The organism is Blastococcus colisei, from assembly GCF_006717095.1.
Lineage (GTDB): Bacteria > Actinomycetota > Actinomycetes > Mycobacteriales > Geodermatophilaceae > Blastococcus_B > Blastococcus_B colisei.
Map to the genome: position 1 here is coordinate 2,537,892 of NZ_VFQE01000001.1, position 21,740 is coordinate 2,559,631.

The 21,740-nt window shown below is 73.2% G+C and carries 23 protein-coding genes and 1 pseudogene; 12 read left to right on the forward strand and 12 right to left on the reverse strand.

Features of this window, described 5'->3' with window-relative positions:
* Positions 1–9 precede the first annotated feature (9 nt).
* The 6 genes from kamD to FHU33_RS12050 all read left to right on the forward strand — a co-directional run bounded on the left by kamD (position 10) and on the right by FHU33_RS12050 (position 6,249).
* The gene (gene kamD, locus FHU33_RS12025) at positions 10–1,605 is read left to right on the forward strand and encodes a lysine 5,6-aminomutase subunit alpha (RefSeq protein ID WP_142025573.1); all 1,596 of its coding nucleotides are present in this window, start codon (positions 10–12) and stop codon (positions 1,603–1,605) included.
* The gene (kamE, locus tag FHU33_RS12030) at positions 1,598–2,392 is read left to right on the forward strand and encodes a lysine 5,6-aminomutase subunit beta (RefSeq protein ID WP_246063540.1); all 795 of its coding nucleotides are present in this window, start codon (positions 1,598–1,600) and stop codon (positions 2,390–2,392) included. The genes kamD and kamE overlap by 8 nt, the downstream gene beginning before the upstream one ends.
* Positions 2,389–2,778: a 3-aminobutyryl-CoA ammonia lyase gene (gene kal, locus FHU33_RS12035; RefSeq protein ID WP_142025574.1), complete on the forward strand. Its 390-nt coding sequence runs from the start codon at positions 2,389–2,391 to the stop codon at positions 2,776–2,778. The genes kamE and kal overlap by 4 nt, the downstream gene beginning before the upstream one ends.
* A 525-nt stretch (positions 2,779–3,303) precedes the next feature.
* Complete coding sequence (gene lnt, locus FHU33_RS12040; RefSeq protein WP_142025575.1) at positions 3,304–4,956, forward strand: apolipoprotein N-acyltransferase; 1,653 nt, start codon at positions 3,304–3,306, stop codon at positions 4,954–4,956.
* Positions 4,953–5,738 carry a polyprenol monophosphomannose synthase gene (locus FHU33_RS12045; RefSeq protein ID WP_142025576.1) on the forward strand — a complete coding sequence of 262 codons (786 nt, stop codon included), beginning with the start codon at positions 4,953–4,955 and terminating at the stop codon, positions 5,736–5,738. The genes lnt and FHU33_RS12045 overlap by 4 nt, the downstream gene beginning before the upstream one ends.
* The gene (locus FHU33_RS12050) at positions 5,731–6,249 is read left to right on the forward strand and encodes an FxsA family protein (RefSeq protein WP_142025577.1); all 519 of its coding nucleotides are present in this window, start codon (positions 5,731–5,733) and stop codon (positions 6,247–6,249) included. The genes FHU33_RS12045 and FHU33_RS12050 overlap by 8 nt, the downstream gene beginning before the upstream one ends.
* On the opposite strand, the gene FHU33_RS12055 is transcribed toward FHU33_RS12050, so the two are convergent.
* The 7 genes from FHU33_RS12055 to FHU33_RS12085 all read right to left on the reverse strand — a co-directional run bounded on the left by FHU33_RS12055 (position 6,246) and on the right by FHU33_RS12085 (position 12,556).
* Entirely contained in the window at positions 6,246–6,803 is a 558-nt protein-coding gene (locus FHU33_RS12055; RefSeq protein WP_142025578.1) for a dihydrofolate reductase family protein, read from the reverse strand. The two genes, FHU33_RS12050 and FHU33_RS12055, sit on opposite strands and share 4 nt — an antisense overlap.
* 92 nt (positions 6,804–6,895) lie before the next feature.
* The gene (locus FHU33_RS12060) at positions 6,896–7,240 is read right to left on the reverse strand and encodes an RNA polymerase-binding protein RbpA (protein ID WP_089336610.1); all 345 of its coding nucleotides are present in this window, start codon (positions 7,238–7,240) and stop codon (positions 6,896–6,898) included.
* A gap of 191 nt (positions 7,241–7,431) precedes the next feature.
* Complete coding sequence (locus FHU33_RS12065) at positions 7,432–8,193, reverse strand: thymidine kinase (RefSeq protein ID WP_142025579.1); 762 nt, start codon at positions 8,191–8,193, stop codon at positions 7,432–7,434.
* Positions 8,190–9,563: an MFS transporter gene (locus tag FHU33_RS12070; protein ID WP_142025580.1), complete on the reverse strand. Its 1,374-nt coding sequence runs from the start codon at positions 9,561–9,563 to the stop codon at positions 8,190–8,192. Before FHU33_RS12070 ends, FHU33_RS12065 begins: the two co-directional genes overlap by 4 nt.
* A 52-nt stretch (positions 9,564–9,615) precedes the next feature.
* Positions 9,616–10,518, reverse strand: coding sequence for a lysophospholipid acyltransferase family protein (locus FHU33_RS12075; RefSeq protein WP_142025581.1), 903 nt, complete (start codon positions 10,516–10,518; stop codon positions 9,616–9,618).
* Positions 10,515–11,291 carry a glycerophosphodiester phosphodiesterase family protein gene (locus FHU33_RS12080; protein ID WP_246063542.1) on the reverse strand — a complete coding sequence of 259 codons (777 nt, stop codon included), beginning with the start codon at positions 11,289–11,291 and terminating at the stop codon, positions 10,515–10,517. The genes FHU33_RS12075 and FHU33_RS12080 overlap by 4 nt, the downstream gene beginning before the upstream one ends.
* 68 nt (positions 11,292–11,359) lie before the next feature.
* Positions 11,360–12,556: a MalY/PatB family protein gene (locus FHU33_RS12085; RefSeq protein WP_142025582.1), complete on the reverse strand. Its 1,197-nt coding sequence runs from the start codon at positions 12,554–12,556 to the stop codon at positions 11,360–11,362.
* A 103-nt stretch (positions 12,557–12,659) separates the two neighbouring features.
* Here FHU33_RS12085 and FHU33_RS12090 point away from each other — a divergent pair, with 103 nt between their 5' ends.
* Positions 12,660–13,067 carry a hypothetical protein gene (locus FHU33_RS12090; RefSeq protein ID WP_246063543.1) on the forward strand — a complete coding sequence of 136 codons (408 nt, stop codon included), beginning with the start codon at positions 12,660–12,662 and terminating at the stop codon, positions 13,065–13,067.
* A gap of 5 nt (positions 13,068–13,072) precedes the next feature.
* Here the strand turns inward: FHU33_RS12090 and FHU33_RS12095 are convergent, their stop codons facing one another.
* Positions 13,073–13,303 (reverse strand): hypothetical protein, encoded by a 231-nt coding sequence (locus tag FHU33_RS12095; RefSeq protein ID WP_142025583.1) that lies wholly within the window; start codon positions 13,301–13,303, stop codon positions 13,073–13,075.
* Between the two features lie 488 nt (positions 13,304–13,791).
* On the opposite strand from FHU33_RS12095, the pseudogene FHU33_RS25820 reads away from it, so the two are divergent.
* Both FHU33_RS25820 and FHU33_RS12110 read left to right on the forward strand, forming a co-directional pair.
* A pseudogene (locus FHU33_RS25820) lies at positions 13,792–14,025 on the forward strand (VOC family protein); the annotation flags it as partial.
* Positions 14,026–14,249: 224 nt separating this feature from the next.
* The gene (locus FHU33_RS12110) at positions 14,250–14,444 is read left to right on the forward strand and encodes a hypothetical protein (protein ID WP_142025584.1); all 195 of its coding nucleotides are present in this window, start codon (positions 14,250–14,252) and stop codon (positions 14,442–14,444) included.
* 3 nt (positions 14,445–14,447) lie between these two features.
* On the opposite strand, the gene FHU33_RS12115 is transcribed toward FHU33_RS12110, so the two are convergent.
* Positions 14,448–15,089 carry a LysE family translocator gene (locus FHU33_RS12115; protein ID WP_142025585.1) on the reverse strand — a complete coding sequence of 214 codons (642 nt, stop codon included), beginning with the start codon at positions 15,087–15,089 and terminating at the stop codon, positions 14,448–14,450.
* Positions 15,090–15,180: 91 nt separating this feature from the next.
* On the opposite strand from FHU33_RS12115, the gene FHU33_RS12120 reads away from it, so the two are divergent.
* Positions 15,181–15,888, forward strand: a complete 708-nt coding sequence (locus FHU33_RS12120) for a M50 family metallopeptidase (protein ID WP_142025586.1) — start codon at positions 15,181–15,183, stop codon at positions 15,886–15,888.
* On the opposite strand, the gene FHU33_RS12125 is transcribed toward FHU33_RS12120, so the two are convergent.
* Both FHU33_RS12125 and FHU33_RS12130 read right to left on the reverse strand, forming a co-directional pair.
* The gene (locus FHU33_RS12125; RefSeq protein WP_142025587.1) at positions 15,881–18,295 is read right to left on the reverse strand and encodes a glycoside hydrolase family 65 protein; all 2,415 of its coding nucleotides are present in this window, start codon (positions 18,293–18,295) and stop codon (positions 15,881–15,883) included. The genes FHU33_RS12120 and FHU33_RS12125 overlap by 8 nt on opposite strands.
* Positions 18,296–18,368: 73 nt before the next feature.
* Positions 18,369–19,115 carry an HAD family hydrolase gene (locus tag FHU33_RS12130; protein WP_246063544.1) on the reverse strand — a complete coding sequence of 249 codons (747 nt, stop codon included), beginning with the start codon at positions 19,113–19,115 and terminating at the stop codon, positions 18,369–18,371.
* A gap of 186 nt (positions 19,116–19,301) precedes the next feature.
* Between FHU33_RS12130 and FHU33_RS12135 the strand changes: the two genes are divergently transcribed.
* Positions 19,302–19,856 carry a YbhB/YbcL family Raf kinase inhibitor-like protein gene (locus FHU33_RS12135; protein WP_142025588.1) on the forward strand — a complete coding sequence of 185 codons (555 nt, stop codon included), beginning with the start codon at positions 19,302–19,304 and terminating at the stop codon, positions 19,854–19,856.
* Positions 19,857–19,945: 89 nt separating this feature from the next.
* Positions 19,946–20,848 (forward strand): serine hydrolase, encoded by a 903-nt coding sequence (locus FHU33_RS12140; protein WP_142025589.1) that lies wholly within the window; start codon positions 19,946–19,948, stop codon positions 20,846–20,848.
* Positions 20,849–20,877: 29 nt separating this feature from the next.
* Here the strand turns inward: FHU33_RS12140 and FHU33_RS12145 are convergent, their stop codons facing one another.
* Positions 20,878–21,690: a GNAT family N-acetyltransferase gene (locus FHU33_RS12145; protein ID WP_142025590.1), complete on the reverse strand. Its 813-nt coding sequence runs from the start codon at positions 21,688–21,690 to the stop codon at positions 20,878–20,880.
* Positions 21,691–21,740: the final 50 nt, after the last annotated feature.

Here is a 21,740-nt window from a genome sequence, read left to right on the forward strand (position 1 = left end):
GGGACGCCGATGACCGCGCTCGGCCTGGACCCCACGCTGGTGGCGGGGGCCCGGGAACTCGCGGCACGAGCGGCGCAGCCGGTGATCGACCTGGCCCACCGGCACACCACCGTCTCCGTCGAGCGGGCGGTGCTCCGGCTCGCCGGCCTCACCGGCACCGATCCGGTGACGGGGGAGGGGAGGCTGGAGGACCGGGTGCCCTGGGCGAACCGGATCGTCGACGCCGTCCGCGACCAGGTCGGCCTGGAGTCCGGCGTCTCCCTGCCCGTCTGGCACGCCCTGGCGTCCGGCCAGGCCCGCGACCTCCAGGACCTGGCCGAGCAGGTCGGCGCCGGGACGGCGCGCTTCGCCGTCCCCACCGGTGCCGACGCCGAACAAGCCCGGGCCGCGGCGCGGGAGGCTGCGGGCGCGGGCATCGCCCGCATCGACGCCAACCGGCGGCGCCGCGAGGAACTGGTCGCCACCCATGGGGACCCGCCGCGCCGGCCCTGGATCTACCTGATCGTGGCCACCGGCGACATCCACGAGGACATCCCGCAGGCCCAGGCCGCCGCCCGCGCCGGCGCCGACGTCATCGCCGTCATCCGCTCGACCGGGCAGTCGCTGCTGGACTACGTGCCCGAGGGCGCCACCCGCACCGGGTACGCCGGCACGTACGCCACCCAGGAGAACTTCCGGCTGATGCGGGCCGCCCTGGACGACGTCAGCGCCGAGCTCGGCCGCTACGTGCGGCTGACCAACTACGCGTCCGGGCTGTGCATGCCGGAGATCGCCGTCCTGGCCGGTCTGGAGCGGCTGGACATGATGCTCAACGACGCGATGTACGGGATCCTCTTCCGCGACATCAACCCGCGCCGCACCTTCGTCGACCAGCGGTTCAGCCGGATGGTGCACGCCCGCGCCGGGATCATCATCAACACCGGCGAGGACAACTACCTCACCACCGCGGACGCCGTCGACGAGGCGCACACGGTCACGGTCAGCCAGCTGCTCAACGAGACCCTGGCCAAGGAGGCCGGGCTCGAGGACTGGCAGCTCGGCCTCGGGCACGCGTTCGAGATCGACCCCGACGTCCCCGAGTCATTCCGCCTGGAGCTGGCCCACGCCCTGCTGGCCCGCAGCCTCTTCCCCGACGCGCCGCTGAAGTGGATGCCGCCGACCAAGCACATGACCGGCGACGTCTTCCGCGGCTACCTGCTCGACGGCTTCTTCAACCTGGCCGGGGCGCTCACCGGCCAGGGCATCCTGCTGGTGGGGATGATGACCGAGGCCGTCGTCACCCCGTGGCTGTCCGACCGCGATCTCGCGCTGCGCAACGTCGGCTACGTGCTGAACGCCGCCGGCAACCTGGCCGAGGACTTCGCCCCGCCGCCCGGGGGCTTCATCGACCGCCGCGCCGACACGGTGCTGCGCGAGGCGGTCGACCTGCTCGGCCGCATCGCCGACCACCCCGAGGGCCTGATCCAGGCCATCGCCGACGGCACGTTCGGCATCACCAGGCGCCCGGCGGACGGCGGCAAGGGCCTGGACGGCGTCGTCGTGACCGGCCCGGACGCCTACAACCCGGCGCTGGAGCTCCTGGAGAAGGAGGTCTCCCGTGCCTGAGAACGGCGATTATGGCCATAAACGCCCTGACGGCGGGAGCGTGATCCGGCCGTACGGCGACACGACCGGCGACGGGATGGTGCAGACGTCGTTCACCCTGCCCGTGCCAGCCGGACCGAAGGCCGAGGGCGCGGCGCTGCAGCTCGCGAACAGGATGGGCATCGAGCCGGCGATGGTCGTGCACAGCCACGCGATCGACAGCGGTTACACGTTCTTCGTCGTCTACGGCAGCGTGCGGCACCTGGTGGATCTGGACGCCGTCGTGGTGGAGGAGCGCGCCTACCCGCTGCTGTCGTCGTCAGAGATCAACGCCGCCATCCGCACCGGCCTGAACCGAAAGATGGTGGTCCTCGGCGCGTGCATCGGCACCGACGCGCACACCGTGGGCATCGACGCCATCCTGAACGTCAAGGGCTTCGCGGGGGAGAAGGGCCTGGAGTACCTCCGCGAGATGGCCGTGACGAATCTCGGCGCCCAGGTCACGGTGCCCGAGCTGGTCACCAGGGCGCGGGACACCCGGGCCGACGCCGTCCTGGTGTCGCAGGTCGTCACGCAGAAGGACGCCCACCTGCGCAACACCCGGGAGCTCGCCGCCGCCTTCCGTGAGGCGATGGGGGAGTCCCGCCCGCTCCTGGTGGTCGGCGGACCGCGGTTCGACCCGGCCATGGCCGCCGACCTCGGCGTCGACAAGGTCTTCGGCCGGGGGACGACGCCCGGCGAGGTCGCCAGCTACCTCATCCACGCACTCACCCCTGCCCGCCAGACCTCCGAGGAGAGCCCCGCATGACCGACCCACGGCTCGGCCTGACCGTCACCCACCGCCGCTACGTGCCGCACGCACACGCTCACTACGGCGGCGCCCTGGTCGACGGGGCCTACACCCTCGGCCTGTTCGGCGACGTCGCCACCGAGGTCGCCATCGTCATGGACGGCGACGAGGGCCTGCTGGCCGGCTACTCGGAGGTGTCCTTCCTGGGGCCGGTGCGCGCGGGCGACGTGCTGGAGGCGACCTGCGAGGTGGTTCGCATCGGCCGCCGCAGCCGGGAACTGCGGTGCACCGCCCAGGTCGTGGCCCGGGCCGAGCCGGAGCGCGGCCCGTCTGCCGCCGGCGTGCTCGACCCGCCACTCCCGGTCGTGGAGGCGACGGCGACGCTCGTCGTCCCGGGCTCTTGACGACGGGATAACGATTCAGCCACAGTAGCTCCCGCAGTCACCGTAAGTACGCGCACGGACGCGCGCAGTTCTTACAGTCGCTGCAGTTCCATCCGGGAGCACCGTGATGCGCTCCTCCGGGTCGAGCCGCGAAGCCCTCCGACCATGCCGGGTCGAGGGAGCGCGCGGCCTCGCGGAGTTGCGCGGACCGGCCACCCCGGCGGGGCCCACTCGGATCCGCGTCATCAGACAACGGTCGCGCCGCTCGCTGCCAGCGAACGGCCGTCCGGCCCGAAGACGCGGAGCCCGCGCGGCGCGCCTGCCGGCCGCTGAACCCTGATGGGGGAACGACCGGAGAAGGACCCCGTCCTCCCCACCCTTGGCGAAGTCAGGGTGGGACCCGGGACGGGGCCGTACCGGGATGGGATGCTGGGTCAGGACCGCGGCGACGGCGCGGCGGTCCGGACCCCGTCCGACCGGCTCGGGGTGCCAGGCCGGTACACGGGTGGACCACCCGGGCACCGGAGCGGTTCCGGGAGGCTGTGGGTGCCGGCAGGAGCAGGACGGCCGGCGGTCGGCACGCTGACGCGACCGGTCCCGCCGTCCGAGGAGCCGACGGAGCGCAGCGGACGCTCCCCGTGGCCCTGGCGCACCCTGCTCGCGGTCGCCGGCGGTCTGGTCCTCGTGCTCGCCTATCCCGGCTACGACCTCGTGGCCCTCGCGGTCCTCGGTCCGGCCGCCCTCGCCCTCGCCGTGCACGGACAGCGCGTGCGCTCCGGCCTCTGGCTCGGGCTGATCTTCGGGCTCGCCTTCTTCGTCCCGCTGCTCTCCTGGACCGGCATCTACGTCGGCGCCTTCCCCTGGCTCGCCCTGGCCGTCTGGGAGGCCGTGCACCTGGCCCTGCTGGGCGGTGCCACCGCGCTGACCTCCCGGCTGCGGTTCTGGCCGGTCTGGACCGCCGCCCTGTGGGTCGCCGACGAAGCCCTCCGGGGCCGGTTCGTCCTGGACGGCTTTCCCTGGGGCCGGCTGGGCTTCAGCCAGATCGAGGGGCCGCTGCTCGCGCTGGCCGCCTACGGCGGCGTGCCGCTGGTCAGCTTCGCCGTCGCGCTCACCGGTGCACTGCTGGCCGCGGCGACGCTCGCCCTGATCCGTGCCAGGCGGAAGGCGGCGGACACGGGGGAGCGGGGACCGGCGCTCCGGACGGCGGTCCTCCTCGTCGTCGCCGCGCTCGCCGTCCCGCTGGCCGGTGCCGTGGCCTGGCTGCCGCTGGCCGGGTCCTCCCTGACCGCGGGCGGCCCGACGTCAACGGTCGCCGTCATCCAGGGCGACGTGCCCCGAGCCGGGCTGGACTTCAACGCCCAGCGGCGCGCGGTCCTCGACAACCACGTGCAGCGGACCCTCGAGCTCGCCGAGGCGGTGGCAGCGGGGGAGGAGCCGCAGCCCGACGTCGTCATCTGGCCGGAGAACAGCTCCGACATCGACCCCTACACCAACGCCGACGCCGCGCGGCAGATCGACCGGGCGGCGACGGCCATCGACGCGCCGATCCTGGTCGGCGCGGTCGTCCAGGGCCCGGGGGAGTACCTCAGCAACACCGCGATCGTGTGGGACCCCGAGGACGGGCCGGGGGACACCTACGTCAAGCGGCATCCGGTCCCGCTGGCCGAGTACGTGCCGGCGCGGAACTTCTTCCGGTTCTTCAGCGACAAGGTCGACCTCGTGCGCCGCGACTTCATCGCCGGCGACGAGGTCGGCGTGCTGGATGTCGGGGGCATGCGGCTGGGCGACCTCATCTGCTTCGAGGTCGTCTACGACGGGCTGGTGCACGACGTCGTCGACGCCGGGGCCGGGATAATCGTCGTCCAGACCAACAACGCCACCTTCGGTCACACCGACGAGAGCGCGCAGCAGCTGGCCATGAGCCGGCTCCGGGCCGTCGAGTTCGGCCGCACCGTCGTGGTGGCGGCCACCAGCGGGATCTCCGCGATCGTCGCCCCCGACGGCTCGATCGTGCGCTCCTCCGAGCTGTTCACGCCCGACGTCTTCGTCGAGGACATCGCTCAGCGGAGCTCCGCCACCGTCGCCCTGCGGCTGGGTGCGGCCCCCGAGTGGGTGCTGACCGCCGTCGGCGTCGGCGCCCTGCTGGCCGCCGCCTGGCCGGGGCTGCGCCGGCGCCGGCAGCGGAGGACCGCACGGTGAGCGACCGGGTCCTGGTCATCGTCCCCACGTACGACGAGGTCGAGAACCTCGAGCCCGTCCTGGACCGGCTGCGCGCCAGCGTGCCCGGGGCGCACGCCCTCGTGGTCGACGACGGATCGCCCGACGGCACCGGCGAGCTCGCCGAGAAGCTGGCCGCGCTCGACGACCGCGTCCACGTGCTGCACCGCACCGCCAAGCAGGGGCTGGGCCAGGCCTACATGGCCGGGTTCCGGTGGGCACTGGAGCGCGGCTACGACGTGCTCGTGGAGATGGACGCCGACGGCTCGCACGCCCCCGAGCAGCTGCCCGACCTGCTCGCCGCCCTCCGGACGGCGGACCTCGTGCTGGGCTCGCGGTACGTGCCCGGCGGAGCGGTGACCGACTGGCCGGTGCACCGCCTGCTGCTCTCCCGGGCGGGCAACCGCTACACCCGCTGGGCCCTGCGACTGCCGCTCAACGACGCGACGGGTGGCTACCGCGCGGTCCGGGCGGAGCTGATCGACCGGTTGCCTTTCGACGACGTGTCCAGCCACGGCTACTGCTTCCAGGTCGACTGGGCCTGGCGCGCGGTGCGGGCCGGGGCCCGCGTCGCGGAGGTGCCGATCACCTTCACCGAACGGACCTCCGGCAGGAGCAAGATGAGCGGCTCGATCGTTAGGGAGGCATTGGTACGCGTCACCCTGTGGGGCCTGCAGGACCGGCTGGCCGACTGGCTGCCGGGTCGCGTGCGCCGTCCGGTGCCGGCGCGAGCCGGAGGCAGAGAGGCAGGACAGCATGAGTGACGCCGTCGGACGACGGGTCCGGATGGTCGCCGGCCTGCTGGTGCTGGCCGAGCTGGTCGTCTACGTCCTCGTGGCGCAGTGGATCGGGCTCGGCTGGACGATCCTGGCCACGCTCGCCACGACCGTGCTCGGCTGGATGCTGCTGGCCCGCCAGGGCACCCGTGCGCTGGCCGACCTGCGCGAACGCGCCCGCACCCGTCGGTCGCCCGGGGCCGAGCTGGGCAACGCCGGGCTGGTGGCCGCGGGTGGGCTGCTCATGGTCCTGCCGGGCTTCATCGGGGACGTCGTCGGCCTGCTCTGCCTCCTGCCCGGGACACGCTCCCTGGTCCGCGGCATCCTGACGCGGCTGGTGCTGGCACGGCTGCCGGCCGGCCTGCGCCCGCCGGTGCGGGTGGAGAGCGTCCGGACCGTCGAGGTGCCCCGCGCCGACGACGTCCGCACCGACCGTCCCTCGCCGCCGGTGATCGAGGGCGAGGTCGTGCGCGGCCCGGACGGTCGACCGCTCGCCTAGCGGAACACCCGGAACCGCAGGGTGGTCCGGGCGCCCTCCTCGTCGACGCCGAGCTTCTCCAGGCACACCGCCCCGGGCGGGACGCCGTCGAACAGCCGCCGCCCGCCGCCCAGGAGCACCGGCATCACGTCGATGCGCAGCTCATCGATGAGCCCTGCAATCAGCAGCTGCCGGGTCACGTCCGCCCCGCCGAGGACGGTCACCGCCCTGTCACCGGCCAGCTCGGTCGCCCGACGGACGGCGGCTTCGAGCCCCTCGGTCACGAAGGTGAAGAACAGTTGGTCGTTGCGCTTCGGCTGCCGCTCCGGGAGTCGATGGGTTACGACCACGATCGGCACCTGGAACTCGTAGCCCTCGGCGTACCCGTCGGGGTCAGGAGCCATGTCGAAGAAGCGCCGCCCCATGATGGCGGCGCCCGTCTCGGCCTGGGCCGCCTTCATGTACGCCGAGTCCTGGAGGTGGTCGAAGTCGGCGTAGAGGGGCGCGATGCTCCCGTCGGCGTCCTCGAAGAACCCGTCCAGGGAGACGGTCATCCCGCCGATCACGTGTGTCATGCCGGTAGGACCGCCGGCGGCACGGGAACTCATCGCGGACGCAGAACGGCCCCGGTGGAATCCACCGGGGCCGTTCCGTGTCGTGCTGGGGGTCAGCTGGCGCGGGTGCGCCGGCCGCGGAGCACGTCGAGACGCTCGGCCAGCACCTCTTCGAGGTCCTCCACGGAACGCCGCTCGAGCAGCATGTCCCAGTGGGTGCGCGGGGGCTTGACCTTCTTGGGCGCGGGCTCGGCGCCACCGACCAGCTTGGCGGCGGAACCGTCGAACTTGCACTCCCAGGTGTCGGGGAGCTCGGCGTCGTCGGCGAAGGGCACCGTGAACAGGTGACCCGACGGGCACCGGTACTCGGCGTACTGCCGGTCGATCGGCGCGGTGTTCCGCTCGGTCTCGTAGCTGACGCTGCCCAATCGGCTGCCGCGCAGGGAACGCTCGCCCATGGCACACCGTCCTCTCGTTCGTGGTGTCGGTCGCGACTCGATGTCCGGCGACGGGGGCATACCCACGAACCCGGGGAGTCACTGAGATGAACGACAGAAATCACGCGAGGATTCCGCCGAATCAGTTGTTCATCATCGCATGGGGTCAGAAAGCCGGACGCAGTGCCCCTCGGAGGGGTGACCCGCACGATTCAGGGCAGCGCCAGCTGACCCGGTCCGGCCGGTGTGGGGCCGAGTTCGCCGCGGACGTAGTGCCGCCGGCACAGCACCTGGTACCGGACGGCGGGGGAGCCGACGACCTCCCCGGGAAGCTCGGCGGGCGCGGTGTCGGCGACCACGACCGTCTCGCCCGAGCGCACCATGGCGCCGTCCACGACTCGTGCGTTCAGCAGCCCGGGCAGCCCGCACCAGCAGAGCACCTCGACCTGGACGCGTTGCACGTCGTCGGCGAGCTCCAGCAGCCGGTGGGTGCCGGGGAAGAGGAGGGTGCGGAAGTCGGTGGTCAGGCCGAACGCGTAGACGTCGACGTGCCAGTCGTCGACGAGGTGGGCGAGCTGGTCGACCTGCGGGCCGGTGAGGAACTGCGCCTCGTCGACGATCAGGTAGTCGACCCGCTGACCGTCGGCCCACCGGTCCCGGACCAGCGTGTGCAGGTCGGTGGCGGCGTCGATCTCGGTCGCCTCGCGGGCCATTCCCACCCGCGAGCTGATCCGTGGTGCGGTGGACCGGTCCCCCTGGGTGAGAAGGACGCCGTGCCGGCCCTGGCGGCGCTGGTTGTGGTCGACCTGCAGGGCCAGGGTCGACTTCCCGCAGTCCATCGGGCCGTGGAAGAACCGCAGGTGGGCCGGCGCCGGGTGCCGGCGGCGGTCGCCGGAGGCCGGCACGGACGACGGCTCGGGGAGGGCAGGGGAGAGGGCGGCCTCCGTGGCGAATCGGTCGCCATCGAGGCTCACAGGCGTTCCGGTGGCGTGTTGCCGGCGGCGAGGACCGCACGCCGTATCGGAAGGGCGGCGAGGGCGATGAACCCGGCCACGAAGAAGATGACGAGGCTGACGATCGCCAGCCGGTAGGAGCCGGTCAGCTGGTACGTCAGCCCGAAGGCCAGAGGCCCGAGCCAGCTGGTCCCGCGGTCGCTGATCTCGTAGAAGCCGTAGTACTCGGCCTCCTTGCCGGCGGGGATGAGCTGGCTGAACAGCGACCGGGAGAGCGCCTGGGTACCGCCCTGCACGAGCCCGATGACGGCGGCGAGGGCGTAGAACTGCGCGACCGCCCCGGTCTGCAGGAAGAACGCGGCGAACAGCACACCGATCCAGGCCACCAGGGCGCCCAGGACGACCCGCTTGGCCCCGTAGCGCCCGGCCAGGCGGCCGAGCCCCAGCGCGCCGAAGATGGCAACCACCTGCACCATCAAGATCGCGCCGGTGAGCACGTCCTGGGCCAGGTCCAGCTCCTCGGTCGCGTAGGTGGCCGACAGCGAGATCACGGTCTGCACGCCGTCGTTGAACAGCAGGTAGGCGCCGAGGAACCACAGGGTCAGCGGGAAGGCCCGCATCTCCCGGAAGGTCGTCGCCAGCTGCCGGAAGCTGCTGCCCGACCGCGCCGCGGAGGCGGCGACCGGGCGGTTCCGCAGCCGGGACACCGAGAACAGGGTGAACGCGCCCCACCACAGGCCCGCGGTGGCCAGGCAGATCCGCACCGCCTCACCGGTGGTCAGGCCGAGGTCCTCGGCGGCGACCACCAGCCCGAGGTGGACGGCGAGCAGCAGCGCGCCGCCGACGTAGCCGAACGCCCAGCCGCGGCTGGAGACCTTGTCCCGGTCGTCCGGGCCGGCCAGGTCGGGCAGCCAGGAGTAGTAGACGACGGTGGCCGCGCCGAAGCTGATGTTGGCGAATACGAACAGGACGGCGGCGAGCAACCACCGGCCGTCCCCGGCGAAGAACAGCGCGGTCGTGGCGATCGCACCCAGGATGGCGAAGCCGGCGAGCATCTCCCGCTTGCGGCCCGTGCGGTCGGCGACGGCGCCGGTCAGCGGGAGCACCAGCACCTGCAGGACGACCGACGCCGAGAGCACGTAGGAGAACCAGCTGCCGGCCGCGATCGACAGGCCGAGGAACGACAGCCGCTCGTCGGGACCGGCGGCGTCCCGCGCGATGGCGGTCAGGTACGGGCCGAGGAAGACGGTCGTCACCGAGGTGTTGAAGACCGACATGGCCCAGTCGTAGGAGTACCAGCCGAAGCGTTCGCGCTTCAGGGCCTTGTCGACGGACGGGCCCTCGGGCGGATCGGCGGGCCCGGCTCCGGTGGAGGGCGGCGCGGTGGTCACGGGCGCAGGTTCCCAGCCGCCGGACGGCCGGTCCAGCACCGGACCGTCGTCCTCACGGAATGTCCCAGGGAACCACACCACCGGGGTACGCGGCGACGGCGGTCGTCGGCCGGGTGGGGTCGACGAACGCCGGGCGGTCCGTCTCGTCGGCCCGCAGCGGCACCAGCCCTCGGGTGATCGCGGCCGCGATCCGGTAGCGGGCCCGGTTGGCGTCGCCGACGCGGCCCATCTGAAGGTCGTCGAGCTGCACGGGCGGGCCGATGTGCACCTTCAGCGCGGGCCGGCGCACGACCGCTCGGACGGCGGTGCGCAGCTTCCCCCAGTCGTTGCCGTACTGGAGCACCTCGTGCGCGCCCCACTGGCTGACCGGGATGACAGGCACGCCCAGGCCGAGCGCCAGCCGGGCCATGCCGGTGCGCCCGCGCTCGGGCCAGCCGTCGGCGGCCAGGCCCACCCGGCCCTCGGGGTAGGCGACGACGTGTCCCCCGGAGACGAGGGCGACCTCGGTGACCCGCACCGCGTGTCGGGCCAGCTCCGTCCCTCGCTCGACGCGGATGGCCCCGGTCCGCTCCAGGAGCGGGCCGGCGACCGGCGCGGACATGATCCCGCCGGTCGCCATGATGCGCGGGACCACGCCGACCTCGTGCAGGGCCACGGCCACGACGAACGGGTCGAAGTCGCCGATGTGGTTGGCGGCCAGCAGCAGCGGCCCGTTCCGCAGTTCCTCGGGGACACCGCCGGTGACCTCGACTCGGCCGAAGATGCTCACCAGCCAGGAGAAGCTGCCGAGCACGAAGCGCCAGACCCACCACGGGGGAGCCGCCGCGATCGCCATCTCGCGGGCGAACCATTCCGGGTCGTCGGGCTGGACCAGGCGGGCGAGGTCGTCGGGGAGCTCCGGCGGGCGGGGCTGCCAGGTGAGCAGCCGGGTGCGCAGCCGTGTCCCGAGGCTCACCGGTGGTACCACTGGCCGCGCTTCTCCAGCAGCTCGCGCATCATGGCCGGGCGGTCGGTCATGATGCCGTCGACGCCCAGGTCGAGCATCCGGGTGGCCTCGGCCTGCGTGTCCACGGTCCAGACGTGGACCTGCAATCCCCGGGCGTGGGCGGCGGCGATGAAGCGCTCGTCGACCAGGGCCCGCCCGCCGAGCTGCAGCGGCACCTGGGCGCAGCCGGCCTGGATGCGGACGAGCCCGGCCGCCTTGGGCGAGTACGAGGACAGCCGCAGCGCGGCCACGCCGCGGGGGCCCAGGGACGTGCAGACCGACGGGCCGAACAGCCGCCGGGCCGCCGCGATGCGGGCGTCGGAGAAGGAGCCGAGGCAGATGCGGTCGGCGACGTCCATCCGCCGGACCGTGCGGACCAGGGGGGCCAGCACGCCGGCGGCCTTGATGTCGAGGTTGAAGCGGATGTCGGGCCAGGCACCGAGCAGGTCCTCCAGGCGCAGAATTGCCTCCCGGCCGCCGATGCGGGCCTGCGAGACCTCCGACCACGGCAGGTTCTCGACCCGGCCGGTGCGGTCGGTGACCCGCTCCAGCGTGGCGTCGTGGAAGACGACCAGGACGCCGTCGGCGGTCACCCGGACGTCGGTCTCCAGGTAGCGGTAGCCGAGGTCCACGCAGGCCTGGAAGGCCGGCATCGTGTTCTCGAGGTGTTCGATCGCACCGCCGCGGTGCGCCATGGCCAACGGGGTGGGCCCCTCCAGGAAGGCGTGATGCACGGCGGGCACGGCGACAACGCTAGTGCCAGGCCGGAGCGCTCCCGCGGGGCCCCGGTGGGCCGCGCAGAGGTCCGGGATCAACCCCGCCGGACGGCGTCGGCCATGCGCTCGACGATCGCCGTCAGGACGGGCCGCGGGGTGGCGAAGTTCAGCCGGACGTGGCCCGCTCCCGGGGCTCCGCACTCCGGTCCGTCGACCAGTGCGACCCCGGCCCGCTCGAGGAAGAACTCGCCGGCCGACGTCGGCAGATCGAGCTCGCGGCAGTCCAGCCAGGCGAGGTAGGTGCCCTCGGGTGGGGTCCAGTGGACGCCGGGAAGGTGCTCGGCCAGCAGCCCGCCGAGGTGGCGCCGGTTCCCGTCCAGGTACGCCAGGACGCCGTCCAGCCAGACACCGCCGGCGTCGTAGGCCTCCGTGCTCGCCAGGACGCCGGGGGTGGAGGCGCCGTGGGCGTAGAGGAAGCCGACCCGCTCCCAGAGGGCGGCGTCCTCGGCGTTGCCGAGGATGAGCTGGGCGGCCTTGAGGCCGGGCAGGTTCCACGCCTTGGAGGCCGACGTCGCGGTGACCGTGTGCCCCGCGGTGACCGGGGAGAGGGACGCGTACGGGCGGTGCACCGCGCCGGCATGCACCAGGGGTGCGTGGATCTCGTCGGAGAACACCCGGGCGCCGGCGTCCTCCACCACCTCGGCCAGGGCCAGTTGCTCCTCGGCGGTGAACACCCGGCCGAGCGGGTTGTGCGGGTTCACGTGGACGAGCAGTCGGGAACCGCCCGCGAACGCCCGGGCGATGCCTTCGAGGTCGTAGGACGCCCGCCCGCCACGCTCGACCATCGGTACCTCGATCAGCTCGCGGCCGAGGAGCCCCGGGACCGAGAGGAAGGGCATGTAGGCCGGGGTGGGCAGGACGACGGCACTCCCCGGGGGCGTGAACCGCTCGATGGCCACCTGCAGGCCGGCGACGACGTCGGCGAGCGGCGTGATCCGGTCCGGCGGCACCTCCCACCCGTAGCGGCGCAGCTGCCAGTCCGCGCAGGCGCGGGCCATGTCGGCGGCGGCCTCGGGAGTGAGGTAGCCCAGACGGCCGCGGTCCACCGCGTCGTGCAGCGCTGCGGTGACCTCCGGGGCGGTGCCGAAGTCCATCTCGGCGACGAACGCCCCGATCGCCGGCCCGTACCGGGTCCACTTCAGGCTGCCCGCGGCCCGGAGGAACTCCTCGGTGCGGGTGTGCCAAGCCGCGGAGGAGTCCAGCGGTCCGCCGTCGCTGCCCTCATCTGTCATGGCCGCACCCTCTCCCGCCCGCCGCCCAGGTGGCGCGTTCCTCGCTGGTCATCTCTGGCGTGTCCCCGAAAGCTGTCGCCCCGGACGTCTACCGTGCGCAGACGTGGCAGAACGACACGCAGCCGGCACCACGGCGGAGCTTCCCGTGACGGCGATCCCGAACCGGGGGAGCGACGAGCAGCGGCGCTGCGGCTGGTGCCGGCGGGTCCTGCCGTCCCAGGGGTCGGTCGGGCGGCCCCGGCTGTACTGCGGCCAGGCATGCCGGCAGCGGGCGTACGAGCAGCGCTCCGCGACCGCGAAGGCGGGGTTGCCCGGCGACGTCGTCCTGGTCTCGCGCAACGAGCTCGACGGGCTGCAGGACCGGCTGTACCAGCTGCGCTGCGCCCTCGAGGACGCCCAGACGCTGCTGACCGAGAAGCCGACCAAGGCCGAGCTGGAACGGCAGCTGGCCGAGCTGATCCGCTCGACCGGGCGGCTGGACCGGCTCTGGGTGAGCGAGCGCGCCGGCTGAGCTACTCAGTCCGGGTCCATCGTGTCGTCGTCCAGGTCGTCCTGCTCCTGGTCCGGGTCCGAGGTGTCCGGCAGGTTCTCCCTGTCGGCCTCCTCCGGCTCCAGCTCGTCGACCTCTTCGTCCGTGGTCCCGTCGTTCTGGCCCTCACCGGCCGCTTCGCAGCCGGTCATCGTGGCGCCACCCCCGAACAGCGCCAGCGCGGTGAACAGGGCGGCGATCGGACGTCGGATGCGCATGTACCGACCCTACGAAGACGCGGCGGACGGCGCCCGTCGAACCACCGACATCGCCCTCATTACGTCACCGTGACGTAATGAGGCAGGGGTGCGTGGACCGGGGAAGTGGGCTCTCGGGGGTCTCCGGGACGTCGCGGCGGACGACGAGAGTCCAACAGGCCGGCGGCGAGGTCGGCTCAAGCACCAAGATCATCGGGAGCCGATCGGCGCGTGGGGGAGTCGGACGGGAAGGTCGGCGGGCGTGGTGCCCAGCATGGCACGGGGCGACGCATGAGGGCCTTCGGTCACGGCGCGGGCTCCATCGACACGCGTGCCGTTCATCCTGACGCGAGAACGCGTCGGCCGGCACGACCGGGCGCCGTCGCGGCCGTACGACGTGTCGAGATCGCGACGGAGTCGATCATGGCCCCGCCGGCCCCTTCCGGAGCACCTCAGGGCTGCGCCGATAATGCACATTATGTCAACTCACGGAGCGCGGACCGGCTCCCCACCATCCTCGGTACGTCCTGCACGGGAGTCGCCGTGCGACCGCCGTCACGCCCGGCGATCCAGGTCGCCTGCTGCTCAGCGTCGACGTCCCCGACGTCGATGCGCTGCTGCCGCAGGTCGAGGGGCTCGGCGGGACGGCGACCGGCGGGACGAACGACATGCCCTGGGGCCAGCGGGTGGTCCACATCAAGGACCCGGACGGCAACGTGATCAACCTGGGCCAGACGCCGTAGAGGTGCTTCGACGGCCTCGAGGAGTCGCGAGAGGTGAGTCTTGGCCTCATGCACATCGACCGTCGTAGACATGCAGACAAGCGCATGACTAAGTCGGACTGAGTCATAGGCGCCTGGTCTGGCGTCCTCCGTGGGGCGATGCCCGCCGAGTGCGCTCTCGCCGCCGCGCACATCCGCGGGCCCAGGAGCGCGTTTATGGTCGGGGTCCGGGTAGCTGCACGGACATGAGCGAGCAGCGCCCCGACACCGACGAGCGCGACGAGCCGGCAGGCACATCGTCGCCCGGCCCGGACAACCTGACCGCCAGGCCCGCGACCCCCGGCACGGACGACGCCAGGCAGGCCGCCGCGGTCCCCGGCGCCTACGAGGCCGACGACGCCGAGCGGAAACACGGCAAAGCGGTCAAGCCGGGCAACTGAGGATCAGCGGCTCGACAGCGCCACCCGGAGCCCCAACCCCACGAGCACCGTGCCGCTGACCGCCTCGAGCCGGGCGCGGATCCGCGGCCGTCGAAACCAGGTCCCGGCGCGCGCCACGCCGGCGGCCAGGGCCAGGTAGAGGCCGGTCTCCAGGGTGATCTGGACCAGCCCGAGCGCCGCCGTCGTGGCGAACACCGGGCCGTCTGCCGGGACGAACTGCGGGTAGAAGGCGATCATGAAGACCGCGGCCTTCGGGTTGGCCAGCTGCACCAGGAAGCCTTCGCCGAACGCACCCCACCAGCGCCGGCGGCCCACCGGCGGTTCCGGCTCCACCGGGAAGGTGCCACCTCTCCCCCGCCACGCCGCCCGCAGCGCCCGGAAGCCGAGGACCAGGAGCACGGCGGCACCGACGACCCGCAGCAGGAGATAAGCCACCTCGGACGCCGCCACCAGCGCCGCGAAACCGGCGCCGGCGAACAGCGCCCACACGTACAACCCGGCCTCGAGCCCGAGCACCGTGGGGACCGCGCCGCGCAGCCCACGAAGGGCGGCCCTCCGGAGGATCAGCGCCATCGCCGGCCCGGGCGAGGCGGAGATCAGCAGCACCGCGAGCACGAAGGCACCGAGAGAGGGGAGCACGTCCACACCCGGGATGCTGGCACTCCCCTCCCCCGACGTCGAACGACTACGGGCGCCGCTTCCCGGCGCACCCAGGTCCGTGCGGTTGACTCGGGGCGTGGAGGTCCTCGGTCGGTTCTGGACGCAGGTCACCGCCACCGTCCCCGACCTGTCCACGACCGTCCTGCTGGCGGCGGCGGCCGCCGCCGCGTTGCTGGTCCTCTCCCCCGCGCTCTGGCGGCCCGCCCGGCACGCCGTGACCATCGCCCACGAAGGCGCCCACGGACTGGTCGCCCTGGCCGCGGGACGCCGCCTGTCGGGCATCCGGCTGCACTCGGACACGTCCGGGCTCACCGTCTCGGCCGGCAAGCCCACCGGCCTCGGCATGGTCCTCACCTGCGCCGCGGGGTACACCGGCCCGGCGCTGTTCGGGCTCGGCGCCGCGGCCCTGCTCGCCGCGGGGCACGCGATCGGCCTGCTGTGGGTCCTGCTCGGGCTGCTGGCCCTCCTGCTGGTGCAGATCCGCAACTGGTACGGGCTGTGGTCGGTTCTGGTCACCGGCGCCGTCGTCTTCGCCGTGACCTGGTGGCTGCCGCCGGAGGGTCAGGCGGTCTTCGCCGCCGTCGCCACCTGGTTCCTGCTGCTGGCCGCCCCGAAGACCGTCCTGGAGCTGCAGGCCAAGCGCCGCCGCCGCGGTGGCGCGCCCGATTCCGACGCCGACCAGCTCGCCCGCCTCACCCGGTTCCCGGCGCTGTTCTGGGTGGGCGTCTTCCTGCTGGTCGACGTCGGCGCCCTGGTCCTCGGCGCCCGGTGGCTGCTCACCTGAGCGCGTCGGAGTCGTCCGCCGTCACGTGCTCCTTCGGCGTGGTGCCGGCGCGCGCGCGCCGCCGTGGCTCGCAGCCGACCGGCTGACGCACCGGATCCACCTGGGGCGCGGGCGGGATGTCGAGCACCAGGTCGGAGTGGTCGACGGTCACCTGCCGGCCGTGGTGGCGGATGTCGAGCGGCTCGCCGTCCTCCAGCCGGTACGTGGCGGAGTCGTGGGTCACCGTCACCGTCAGGCGCCGGCCGCGGTAGACGACCCGGAACCGCATCCGCGTGATCCGCTCGGGCAGTCGCGGGCCGAAGGTGAGCTCCCCGTTGTGGTCCCGCAGGCCGCCGAACCCGGCAACGGCGACCGTCCAGCCGCCGGCCAGCGAGGCGATGTGCAGCCCGTGCCCGGAGTTGTGGTGCAGGTTCTGCAGGTCGGTGAGCGCCGCCTCGGCCCAGTAGTCGTAGGCCAGCTGGAGGTGCCCGGTCTCGGCGGCGACCACCCCCTGCTGGCTGGCCGACAGCGACGAGTCCCGCGTCGTCCGCGCCTCGTAGTAGGCGAAGTTCGCGATCTTCTCCTCGAGGGTGAACGCGTCCCCGCGCAGGTGCAGCGCCATCACCAGGTCCGCCTGCTTCACCACCTGCTTCCGGTAGATGTCGAAGTAGGGGTAGTGCAGCAGGAGCGGGTAATCCTCCGTCGGCGTGTTCGCGAAGTCCCACTCCTCGTGGTGGGTGAAGCCGTCTGACTGCATGTGCACGCCGCGCTGGGTGTCGTAGGGGACGGCCATCAGAGCGGCGGCGCGCAGCCATTCGTCGACCTCGTCCCGGGTGACGTCCAACCGGCCGGCCACGTCGGGCTGGCGCGTCACCGCCTCGGCCGCCTCGCGCAGGTTCCGCTGCGCCATGAGGTTGGTGAAGACGTTGTTGTCCACGACCGCGGTGTACTCGTCGGGGCCGGTCACGCCGTCGATGCGGAACCCGTGCTCGGGGTCGAAGTGGCCCAGCGACGCCCACAGCCGCGCGGTCTCGATGAGCAGTTCGGCACCGAAGTCGCGGTCGAAGTCCTCGTCGAGCGTGGCGTTGTAGTAGCGGACGACGGCGTCGGCGATGTCGGCGTTGATGTGGAAGGCCGCCGTCCCCGCCGGCCAGTAGCCCGAGGTCTCCTCACCGCGGATCGTGCGCCACGGGAAGGCCGCCCCGCGCATGCCCAGCACCCGGGCGCGCTCGCGGGCCTTGTCCAGGATCGAATGCCGCCAGCGCAGCGCGTCGCGGACGGCGTGCGGCGCGGTGTAGGTGAGCACCGGGAGGACGTAGGTCTCCGTGTCCCAGAACGTGTGCCCGTCATACCCGGGACCGGTGAGCCCCTTGGCCGGGATCGCTTGGCGCTCCCCGCGCAGGCCGGCCTGCAGGACGTGGAACATGCCCACCCGGACGGCCTGCTGCAGCTCGTCGTCGCCGTCGATCTCGACGTCGGCCTCGTCCCAGTGCTGGTCGAGCAGATCCCGTTGCTCCCTGAGCAACCGCTCGAACCCGCCGAGCTTCGCAGTGGCCAGCGCCCCCTCGACCTGGTCACGCACCGCCGGTGCGGAGCGACGGGAGGACCAGCCGTAGGCCAGGAACTTGGTCAGCGTCAGGGACCCGCGCGGCGGGATGCGCGCGGCGAGGGTGTACCGGGCCAGGTCGCCGTTGGCCTCGATGTCCTCGGTGCTGCTGTCGGGGATCTCGACGACGTGGTCCATGCCGGCGGCGACCCGCAGGCGGCTGCGCAGCGTCCGGTGCACCAGGACGGCCCGCCGGCCCCGCCCGACAGCCAGCTCGCAGTCCAGGGGGCGGGCCAGGGCAGCCGCGCTCCGCGGGTCGCCGCCGGCGGTGGTCTCGCCCGCGGTCTCGTTGGCCAACAGGTCCGACTGCAGGGCGACGTAGAGGTCGCCGAGGTCGTCGATGAGCTCGACCCGGTACTCGATGGCCGCGATCGACCGGCGGACCAGCGAGACCAGCCGGGTGCTCGTGACCCGCACGGTGCGCCCGCCGGGTGAGCGCCACTCGGTCATCCGGCGCAGCACCCCGGCCCGCAGGTCCAGGGTGCGCCGGTGGTCGATGATCTCCCCGTAGTTGAGATCGAGGGGCGAGTCCTTCACCAGCAGCCGGATCAGCTTGCCGTCGGTGACGTTGACGACCGTCTGCCCCTGCTCGGGGAACCCGTAGCCGGCCTCGGCGTAGGGCAGCGGTCGCTCCTCGAAGAAGCCGTTGAGGTAGGTACCGGGGACGACGACCGGCTCGCCCTCGTCGAAGGAGCCGCGCATCCCGATGTGGCCGTTCGCGAGCGCGAACACCGATTCGTGGACCCCGAGCGAGTCGCGGTCCAGCCCCACCTCGGTGAGGCACCAGGGCTCGATCGGGAAAGTGGCCCGCCCCTCCGTCACCTGTCCTCCTCGCTGGCGCTCGTCGGCCACGTGACCGTGGTCGCTCTACCCATTGGTGACCTCGCAAGCTCGGTCACGCACCCTCCCCCAGCAGCTCGGCGAGGTCCTCGACGACGACGTCCGCGCCTTCGGCCCGCAACGCCTCGGCCTGCCCGACGCGGTCGACCCCGACCACGTAGCCGAAGCCGCCGGCTCGCCCGGCGGCGACGCCCGACAGCGCGTCCTCGAAAACCACCGCAGCCGCCGGTTCGACGCCGAGCAGTCGCGCGCCCGCCAGGAAGGTGTCGGGCTCCGGCTTGCCCCGCAAGCCGTCGCGCGCGGCGACCAGCCCGTCGACGCGGACGTCGATCAGGTCGGCGAACCCACCGGCGGCGATGACCTTCTCGCCGTTGGCGGACGCAGTGACCACGGCGGTGGGCATACCCGCCTCCTTCACCGCACGCAGGTAGCGGACCGACCCGGGATAGATCTCCACGCCGTGCTCGTCGAGTTCGCGCAGCACCATGTCGTTCTTGCGCGTCGCGATCGCCTGGACCGTCGCCACGTCGGGGGGATCCCCCGGAGTCCCCTCGGGAAGGGTGATACCGCGGCTGGCGAGGAAGCCGCGGACGCCGTCCGCCCGGTGCTTTCCGTCCACGTGGTTGTTGTAGTCGAGCTGGCTGAACTCGGGCTGCCCCGGCTCGAAGCGCTGGAGGAACTCGTCGAACGTGCGCTTCCAGGCGGCGAAGTGGACCGTCGCCGTCCGGGTGAGCACGCCGTCGAGGTCGAAGAGACACACGCGGACGGAGTCCGGGAGGCCCAGGGGCCCGGGAGCTGGCACGCCGGGAACGCTACCGGCGCACGCGCTCCTCGACGTGCCAGGACGGCTGCCGTCGCGTATCGGGTCGGCGCAGGCAGGTGACCGCCGCCGCCGACGGGCGGGCCGGGCGGGCCGTGCCTAGGGTCGGCCCAGCGCGTCTTGCGCACCTCCCGTCCCCGAGCCCGTCCGAGAAGAGGAGAGCCCGCGATGGCCGACCGGCCGCTGTCCTACGACCCCTACGCGCACCTGCCGCAGGTGCCGCAGGTGCCGAGCTTCACGGTGACCAGCACCGACTGCGCGGACGGCGACGTCCTGCCCACGCCGCACGTCAGCGGCGTGATGGGTGCCGGCGGCGAGGACCGGTCCCCGCAACTGACGTGGTCGGGGTTCCCCGAGGGCACCAGCAGCTTCGCGGTCACCGTCTACGACCCCGACGCGCCCACGGCCAGCGGCTTCTGGCACTGGGCGGTGGCGAACATTCCCGCCTCGGTGACCGAACTGCCCAGCGGGGCCGGCGACAAGGACGCGCCGCGACTCCCCGCGGGTGCCCACCAGCTCCGCAACGACGCCGGGTTCGCCGGTTACGTCGGTGCGGCCCCGCCGTCGGGACACGGCCCGCACCGCTACTTCGTCGTCGTGCACGCCGTGGACACCGAGACCCTCGACGTCACGGCGGACACCACGCCCGCCGTCCTGGGGTTCAACCTGTTCTTCCACACGCTGGCCCGCGCCACGATGGTTCTCACGTACGAGGAGAGCTGAGCGCCACCGGGTGGTCACGCCCGATCAGCGGCACACCGGGAGTGCATGATTCGTGAAGCACAGCGGTGCTGCAGGGGGACCATGGCGTTATGTCGCGCGCAACCGACCGCCCGGCCTGCCGGATCCCGTCGTTGCTGCGGCGGGTGCTGCTCCCCCTCGCCCTCCTCTCCCTGGTCGTCGGCGAGGTGCTGCTGCCCCCGGACCGGCGTGCCGTGGCCGGCGGCCCACCGGCGACCCAGGTGGTGCCGGCGGTCGTGGCGGCCTATCCCCCGGTCGGAACGCTCGCCGTCGTGGTGGCCCGGCAGCACGTGCCGGTCGCCGGGCTCTCGATCCGTGCGGCGGAGGCGCGCAGTGCGCGGCTGGCGGCCGCGACCGCCGGGAACGCCGCGGCCGACCGCCCCTTCCCGACCGCGTCCATGGTCAAGCTCTTCGTGGCCGCGGACGTCCTGCACCGCGCCCGCACGGGTCGCCTGTCGCTGCGCCCCGACGACCCGGTGCTCCTCCAGGAGATGATCCGCAGCTCCGACGACCCGGCCGCCTCGACGCTGTGGGTCCGCTACGGCGGCGGTCAGATGGTCACCGACGTCGCCCGCCGGTACCGGCTCACCGGAACCGCTCCCCCGGCGGTCCCCGGCCAGTGGGGCCAGGCGATGACGACGGCCCGCGACCTGGCGCGCTTCCTGGCGCTGCTCCCGACGGTGGCCCACCCCGACGACGCGACCGCGATCCTGTCGTGGATGCGCGGGGCCACCCCGCTGGCCGCGGACGGCTTCGACCAGCGGTTCGGCGTGTTCGGGACCGCACCCCCGCAGACCGCGGTGAAACAGGGCTGGATGTGCTGCGTGGACGGCAACCGGCACCTCCACTCCGTCGGTGTGGTCGGCTCGCGGGTGGTGGTCCTGCTCAGCGAGGTACCGCGCGCGACCGGCTACGACGCCGCACGGGCAGCGCTCACCGCGGCGGCCGAGCCGATCCCGGCGCCGGCTTCCTGAGCAGCGGGCGGGCGTTCCGGTGAGCGGGCTCAGGCGGGCGGGCGCAGGTCGGCAACGGCGGACGTCGCCAGGCGGGCGAAGCCCACGCGCTCGTAGACGCGGGCCACGTCGTCGTCCCCCGCGGCGAGGAAGACCATGCCCGCCGTCTCGGTGGCGTGCGCGACGAGCGCAGACGCCATGCCTGCGCCGACGCCCCGGCCGCGCAGCCGTGGGAGCGTCGCCACTCCCATGACCTCGCTGACCTCGGTGCCGTCGATGTCGACCGGCTGGTGCGAGCCGACCGCGACCGGCTCCCCCTTCTCCACCGCCACCATCATCACGGTGCGACCGGAGGCGATCCGCTCCCGCAGCACCTCCGTCCGCGCCCGCGCGTCGTCGGAGGTGTCCAGCGGGATGTCGGTCACGTCAGCGGGCCCACCGGGGTGCGCGAACGCCGTGGCCGCCACCCGCTGGTAGTGCGGCAGCTCCGGATCGTCGGCACCGACGACGTAGAGGCGGAGGCCCACGGGCAGCAGCAGCTCCACCGGGTCGACGGCGACCAGCAGGGGCAGCTCCTCGACGGTCAGGCCGGCGGTCCTCGCGGCGACCGTCGTCTCCGGCGAGCACTCCAGCACCCACTCCAGGGCGGCGGGCAGCCCGGCCTCCTGCTGCAGCGCGACGGCGGCGCGCACGTCCTCCGCGGTCACCGGGTCACCACCGGCGCGGGGACGGGCGGGGTAGGGCCAGGCAGGGTCGCCGATCGGCACGTCGAGCCCGCCCACGGGGAGGATCCGCGCGTCCGGGAGCGGAGCGGCGGCGAAGTAGCGCTCGATGCACTCGAGCAGTCCCGGACGGGTCGGCACACGCGAACCCTAGACGCGCGGCGCGTCTGCGTCCGCCTCCCGCCCTTCCC

Excerpts from the sequence above, each read along its gene's own strand:
- kamD (WP_142025573.1), top strand. The coding sequence starts at position 10 with ATGACCGCGCTCGGCCTGGACCCCACGCTGGTGGCGGGGGCCCGGGAA.
- kal (WP_142025574.1), top strand. The coding sequence starts at position 2,389 with ATGACCGACCCACGGCTCGGCCTGACCGTCACCCACCGCCGCTACGTG.
- FHU33_RS12050 (WP_142025577.1), top strand. The coding sequence starts at position 5,731 with ATGAGTGACGCCGTCGGACGACGGGTCCGGATGGTCGCCGGCCTGCTG.
- FHU33_RS12055 (WP_142025578.1), bottom strand. The coding sequence starts at position 6,803 with ATGACACACGTGATCGGCGGGATGACCGTCTCCCTGGACGGGTTCTTC.
- FHU33_RS12060 (WP_089336610.1), bottom strand. The coding sequence starts at position 7,240 with ATGGGCGAGCGTTCCCTGCGCGGCAGCCGATTGGGCAGCGTCAGCTAC.
- FHU33_RS12085 (WP_142025582.1), bottom strand. The coding sequence starts at position 12,556 with ATGACAGATGAGGGCAGCGACGGCGGACCGCTGGACTCCTCCGCGGCT.
- FHU33_RS12095 (WP_142025583.1), bottom strand. The coding sequence starts at position 13,303 with ATGCGCATCCGACGTCCGATCGCCGCCCTGTTCACCGCGCTGGCGCTG.
- FHU33_RS12110 (WP_142025584.1), top strand. The coding sequence starts at position 14,250 with ATGAGCGAGCAGCGCCCCGACACCGACGAGCGCGACGAGCCGGCAGGC.
- FHU33_RS12135 (WP_142025588.1), top strand. The coding sequence starts at position 19,302 with ATGGCCGACCGGCCGCTGTCCTACGACCCCTACGCGCACCTGCCGCAG.
- FHU33_RS12140 (WP_142025589.1), top strand. The coding sequence starts at position 19,946 with ATGTCGCGCGCAACCGACCGCCCGGCCTGCCGGATCCCGTCGTTGCTG.